Raw genomic sequence first — 5893 nt, 5'->3', positions numbered from 1 at the left:
GGCTCTAGAACTAAAATTGCAGTCTATTCTAAAGATCCAGATGTAGATCCTTTAGGAGCTTGTGTAGGTTTCCAAGGAAGTAGAGTTAAAACTATAGTAGAAGAACTAAATGGTGAAAAGATTGATATTGTAATTTGGACAAAAGAAATAGAGGAGTTTATTGGAAATAGTTTAAGTCCATCACAAGTCATGAAGGTAGAAATAAATGAAAGTGAAAAATCTGCCCTAGTAGTAGTTCCAGATTATCAATTATCACTTGCTATAGGAAAAGAAGGACAAAATGCAAGATTGGCTGCAAAACTTACTAGTTGGAAAATCGATATAAAATCTGAAACACAATATAAAGAAAGTATTGAAGAATAGGTGATATTATGAAAAAGAAAAAAATACCTTTAAGAAAGTGTTTAGGTTGTGGAGAAAATAAAAACAAAAAAGAACTAATTCGTATTGTTAAAACACCTGATAATGAGATTTTAATTGATATATCAGGAAAAACTAATGGACGAGGGGCTTATATTTGTAATAATAAAGATTGCTTCAATAAAGCTGTAACAGCAAATAAGATTTCAAGAAGTTTAGAGGTGGAAATTCCAAAAGATAAAATAAAAGAATTGGAAAAGGAGATAAAAGATAATTAAATTGAAATATACACCTTTAAATAAATCAGGGGGGCATTGTATGACAAAGATGAGAATTTATGAAATAGCAAGAGAACTAGGATTTAGTAGTAAAGAACTTATTAAAAAAATAGAAGAATTAGATATAAATGTTAAAAGCCATATGAGTTCATTATCCGCTGAAGAGACTGAATTAATTAAAGAGCTATTAGGTAACGAGGAGGAACAAACTATAAAAACAGAAAATAATCCACAAAATAATAATGAAGATATTGAAAATGTTGAAGAAATAGAAACAGATGAAGAATCAAATAAGATAAAAATAGGAAATGAAATAATTGTAAAAGATTTGGCAGATAAACTAGGAGTAAATCCTTCACAAGTAATTACAAAGTTAATTTCACAAGGAGTTATGGCAAGTCAAAATCAAACTATTGACTTTGACTCAGCTAGTTTAATAGCAATTGATTTTGATGTTGAATTAGTTCTGGAAGAAGTAGAGGAAGAAGAAGCAATTAAGATAGAAGAAGAAATTATGGCTGAGTTAGATTATGAAGACAAACCAAAAGATTTAAAATCTAGACCGCCAGTTGTAACTGTAATGGGACACGTAGACCATGGGAAAACTTCACTTTTAGATGCTATAAGAGAAAGTCATGTAACTACAGGTGAAGCTGGAGGTATAACACAGCATATAGGTGCTTCTGTAGCAAAGGTCAACGATAAAAAGCTAGTGTTCTTAGATACTCCAGGTCATGAAGCTTTTACATCTATGAGAGCTAGGGGAGCAAAGGTAACAGACATAGCAATACTTGTTGTAGCTGCTGATGATGGTGTTATGCCTCAAACTTTAGAAGCTATAAGTCATGCAAAAGCGGCAGAAGTTCCTATTATAGTGGCTATAAACAAAATGGATAAACCAACTGCTAACATAGATAGGATAAAACAAGAATTAGTAGAAAATTCATTATTACCAGAAGATTGGGGTGGAGATACCATCACAGTTCCAGTATCTGCTAAAAATAGAGAAGGTATTGACGAGCTATTAGAAATGGTTTTATTAGTAGCAGAAATACAGGAATTGAAGGCTAACCCAGACAGAAAAGCAATAGGAGTTGTTGTAGAAGCTCAGCTTGATAAAGGAAAAGGACCTCTTGCAACAATATTAGTTCAAAAAGGAACTTTAAAAGTAGGCGATATGGTCGTGTCTGGAACAGCTAGTGGAAGAATAAGAGCTATGCTTGATCATAAAGGACAGAATATAAAGGAAGCTACTCCCTCTATTCCAGGTGTAATTCTAGGCCTTTCTGAAGTTCCAAATGCTGGAGATTTAATATATGCAGTAGAAAATGAAAAAACTGCAAGATTTTATGCAAATCAAATGAAAAACCAATTAAAAGAAGAACAATTTAAACTTGATGATAGAGTTACTTTAGAAGATCTTTTTGATAAAATTAAAGAGGGAGAAATTCAAGATTTAAATATAATAATAAAAGCAGATGTAAGAGGGTCTATGGAAGCACTTAGCCAATCATTGCAGAAATTAGATATAAAAGAAGAAGTAAAAGTAAACATGATCCATGGTGGTATAGGTGGAATTACTGAAAGTGATATAATGCTTGCAGCAGCTTCAAATGCGATTGTAATAGGTTTTAATGTAAGACCTAATTTAAATGCATTAGAAGTAGCAAAAAGAGAACAAGTCGATGTAAGGACATATAGAGTAATATATGAAGCTATAGAAGATATAAAAAAGGCAGTTAAAGGTATGCTTGCACCTACAATAGTAGAAGAAGTACAAGGTCGTGCAGAAATTAGAGCAACATTTAGACTTCCTACTGGAAATAGTATAGCTGGTATTTATATACTAAATGGTAAAATAACTAGAAAGTCTAAAATAAGACTTTTAAGAGATGATATAGTAATGTTTGAAGGTAATATTTCTTCATTAAAAAGATTTAAAGATGATGTAAGAGAGGTAACATCAGGATATGAAGCAGGTTTAGGACTTGAAAATTTTAATGATGTAAAAGAAGGCGATATGCTAGAGGCATATATTTTAAAAGAAGTACAAAGATAGAGAGGTGCTTTTATGAATAATAAGAGAATAAAAAGAATTTCTGAAGAAGTTAAGAAAGCTTTGTCTGAAGTTTTATATAATGGTTTAAAAGATCCTAGAGTTACAAATATGACTACTATTACAGATGTAGAAGTAACTAAAGACTTGAGCTATGCTAATATATATATTTCAGTATTAGGAGATGAGAAAGAAAAGAATGATTCTTTAGAGGGGCTAAAAAGTGCTAAAGGATTTATCAGAAGTCAAATAGGTAGAATGGTAGATTTAAGACATGTACCAGAACCGGTATTTCATCTAGATGAGACCTTAGAACATGCAAGTCATATTACTGAATTAATTAAAAAAGTAAAAAATGAAGATAACAATAGAGGTAATAAAGATGAATAGAAATTTAGATGAAAATATTAAAAATATAATAGATTCAATAAAAAAAAGTAAAAATGTGTTTCTTGCATCTCATATAAATCCAGATGGAGATAATTTAGGTTCTATGTTGGGATTGGCAATAGCTATAAAAAACATAGGTAAAAATGTATTTGTATTAAAAAGTGATATAATCCCAAATGATTTTACCTTTTTACCAGGGATTGATTTAATAAAGGAATATGATGATAATTTAGGCAATATTGATTTATTTATTACTCTTGATTGTAGTGATAAAGAAAGACTAGGAGATAATAAAAAACTTATTGAAAATAGTAATAGAGTAGCAAATATAGATCATCATCTAAGTAATACAAATTTTGGAGATATAAATATAGTTGATCCAGCTGCTTCTGCAACTGCTGAAATTGTATATTATATTATTAAAGATATGGAGATTGAATTAACTCAAGATATAGCCCTAAATCTATATACAGCTATTAATACAGATACAGGTAGCTTCAAATATGATAATGTAACATCAAAAACTCATAGGATTGTAGCTGACTTATTAGATACAGGGTTTGACAAAAATTTAGTTAATATAAACTTATATGAAAGTATGTCGTTTACTAGAATGAAGTTATTTATTAAATCTTTAACGACTTTAGAAACCTTTAATAATTCGAAAATAGCAGTTATAATGGTTACACAAGATATGTTAAAAGAAACAGGTGCAACTTTAGAAGATGCAGAGGGAATAGTTTCTTTTATCAAGAAATTATCTACAGTAGAAGGCGCTTGTTTATTAAAAGAAATTGAAAAGAATAATATAAAAATAAGCCTTAGAACTAAAAAATATTTAGATGCATCTGAGATTTGTGGAAAATTTGATGGTGGTGGACACAAAAGAGCAGCAGGTTGTACGATATATAAAACAATAGAAGAGTCTAAAAAAATGATAGTACAGTCTATATATGAAGCTATGCAGGTTTAAAAATGAAGGGAATAATTAATTTTTATAAACCAAAAGGAATGACATCACATGATGCAGTTAATTTCTTTAGAAGACTTTTGAACATGAAAAGAATAGGACATACAGGTACACTAGATCCAAATGCTGAAGGTGTTCTACCTATTTGTATTGGTAAAGCTACTAGGGTTTCAGAATATTTAATAAATGTAGATAAAGAATATTTAGGAGAATTGACACTTGGAATATCTACAGATACCCAAGATAAAGATGGTAAAACTATAAATGAATCTCATAAAGAAGTAACTGAAGAAGATATAAAAGCTTCATTTAAAAGGTTTAAAGGTAATATTTCACAAATTCCTCCTATGTTTTCTGCTATAAAGAAAAGTGGAAAAAAACTCTATGAATTGGCTAGGGAAGGAAAAACTATTGAAAGAGAGCCTAGAAATATAACAATTTATAAATTAGATATTAAAGAAATATTTAATAATAAAAAAATTCGTTTTTTAACTAAATGCTCTAAAGGAACTTATATTAGAACTTTATGCAATGATATAGGTGAAGATTTGGGTACATTTGGACATATGTCTGACCTTATAAGGGTTAATGTAGGGCCTTTTAAGGTAGAAAATTCTTATAGAAAAGAAGACTTAGAAAGTTTAAATTCAATAGATATAAAAAAACTAATGATTCCAATAGATTTTGCTTTGATGAAGTTTAATGAAATAAATATACCAGATAAATTTTATAATAAACTTGTGAATGGGGTTAAAATAGAAATAAATGAAAGTACTCATCCATTAGGAACTACTTTAAGAGTTTATTCAAAGTATAAATTCATTGGGATTGGGGAAGTTATAGAAAAAAACCATTTAAAATTATTAAAAATGAATAAAGTATTTGTTTAAGGTGGTTAAAATGGAAATTATAAAAATTGAAAACTATAAAGAAAATAGATTTAAAACAGGAATAGTTTTAGGGAATTTTGATGGCATTCATTTAGGCCATAAAAAACTAATTTTATCAATGGTAGAAAATTGTAAAAAAACAAAATCAATTCCTTCAGCATTATTATTCACTAAACATCCAAAGGAAGTTCTTTTAGGAAAAAGTCCAGAACTCTTAACTTCTTTAGAAGATAAGAAGGATATATTGAATGATTTAGGCGTAGAGATAATTTATCAAATTGATTTTACAAAAGAATTTAGGCAATTATCACCTGAGGAATTTGTAAAGAATATTCTTATAGACAAATTAAATGTAAGCTCTATATTTGTAGGATTTGATTATAGATTTGGACATAAAGCGTCTGGTGATGCAAAACTTCTAAAAGAATTAGCCGATAAATATAAACTAAAAGTTGCTGTTATAGATCCGGTTTATGATGAAAAAAGAGTTTTGAGCAGTACCAAAATAAGAGAGCATATTAGAAATGGCCATTTAGAACTAGCTAATGAAATGTTAGGTAGAAGTTATAGAATTAAAGGAGAAGTAGTTCATGGAAATAAAATAGGAAAAACATTAGGTTTTCCTACTGCTAATATTGAACTAATTAATAATTATCCAATCCCTAAAATAGGTGTTTATAAAACTAACGCCTTTATAGATGGAGAAAGGTATATATCTCTTACAAGTGTAGGTACTAATCCAACGGTTGGAGGAGACTCTCTTAAAATAGAAACTTATATTTTAGATTTCAATAAATCTATATATGGAAAGATTTTATTTATAGATTTTGTTGAATACTTGAGAGGAGAAATGAAGTTTTCTAATTTAAATGAATTAAAGCTACAAATGCAAATTGATTTAGAAAGCATTAAATGTAAACATTAATGTTTACATTTAATGTTAGTTATG

At 28.9% G+C, this 5893-nt stretch carries 7 protein-coding genes; all 7 read left to right on the top strand.

Going from position 1 to position 5893, the window contains the following annotated elements:
* A partial coding sequence (nusA, locus tag ACTHW2_RS09985; RefSeq protein ID WP_442263775.1) for a transcription termination/antitermination protein NusA occupies positions 1-363 on the top strand: 363 nt, incomplete at its 5' end.
* A gap of 8 nt (positions 364-371) precedes the next feature.
* Positions 372-638 carry an RNase P modulator RnpM gene (rnpM, locus tag ACTHW2_RS09980; RefSeq protein WP_442263774.1) on the top strand — a complete coding sequence of 89 codons (267 nt, stop codon included), beginning with the start codon at positions 372-374 and terminating at the stop codon, positions 636-638.
* A 40-nt stretch (positions 639-678) separates the two neighbouring features.
* Positions 679-2697 carry a translation initiation factor IF-2 gene (infB, locus tag ACTHW2_RS09975; protein ID WP_442263773.1) on the top strand — a complete coding sequence of 673 codons (2019 nt, stop codon included), beginning with the start codon at positions 679-681 and terminating at the stop codon, positions 2695-2697.
* A 12-nt stretch (positions 2698-2709) separates the two neighbouring features.
* Entirely contained in the window at positions 2710-3084 is a 375-nt protein-coding gene (gene rbfA, locus ACTHW2_RS09970) for a 30S ribosome-binding factor RbfA (protein ID WP_442263772.1), read from the top strand.
* On the top strand, positions 3077-4057 hold the full coding sequence (locus tag ACTHW2_RS09965; protein ID WP_442263771.1) for a DHH family phosphoesterase: 981 nt from the start codon (positions 3077-3079) through the stop codon (positions 4055-4057). Before rbfA ends, ACTHW2_RS09965 begins: the two co-directional genes overlap by 8 nt.
* A gap of 2 nt (positions 4058-4059) precedes the next feature.
* Complete coding sequence (truB, locus tag ACTHW2_RS09960; protein WP_442263770.1) at positions 4060-4944, top strand: tRNA pseudouridine(55) synthase TruB; 885 nt, start codon at positions 4060-4062, stop codon at positions 4942-4944.
* A gap of 10 nt (positions 4945-4954) precedes the next feature.
* On the top strand, positions 4955-5869 hold the full coding sequence (locus ACTHW2_RS09955; RefSeq protein ID WP_442263769.1) for a bifunctional riboflavin kinase/FAD synthetase: 915 nt from the start codon (positions 4955-4957) through the stop codon (positions 5867-5869).
* The last annotated feature ends 24 nt before the right edge of the window (positions 5870-5893 follow it).

Origin of the sequence: Tissierella sp., from assembly GCF_052089545.1 — a bacterium.
Lineage (GTDB): Bacteria > Bacillota > Clostridia > Tissierellales > Tissierellaceae > Tissierella_A.
This window is presented reverse-complemented; position numbering and strand designations above follow the sequence as displayed.

What these genes read in the sequence shown, in the direction of transcription:
- rnpM (WP_442263774.1), top strand. Translation starts at nt 372, where the DNA reads ATGAAAAAGAAAAAAATACCTTTAAGAAAGTGTTTAGGTTGTGGAGAA.
- infB (WP_442263773.1), top strand. Translation starts at nt 679, where the DNA reads ATGACAAAGATGAGAATTTATGAAATAGCAAGAGAACTAGGATTTAGT.
- rbfA (WP_442263772.1), top strand. Translation starts at nt 2,710, where the DNA reads ATGAATAATAAGAGAATAAAAAGAATTTCTGAAGAAGTTAAGAAAGCT.
- ACTHW2_RS09965 (WP_442263771.1), top strand. Translation starts at nt 3,077, where the DNA reads ATGAATAGAAATTTAGATGAAAATATTAAAAATATAATAGATTCAATA.
- truB (WP_442263770.1), top strand. Translation starts at nt 4,060, where the DNA reads ATGAAGGGAATAATTAATTTTTATAAACCAAAAGGAATGACATCACAT.
- ACTHW2_RS09955 (WP_442263769.1), top strand. Translation starts at nt 4,955, where the DNA reads ATGGAAATTATAAAAATTGAAAACTATAAAGAAAATAGATTTAAAACA.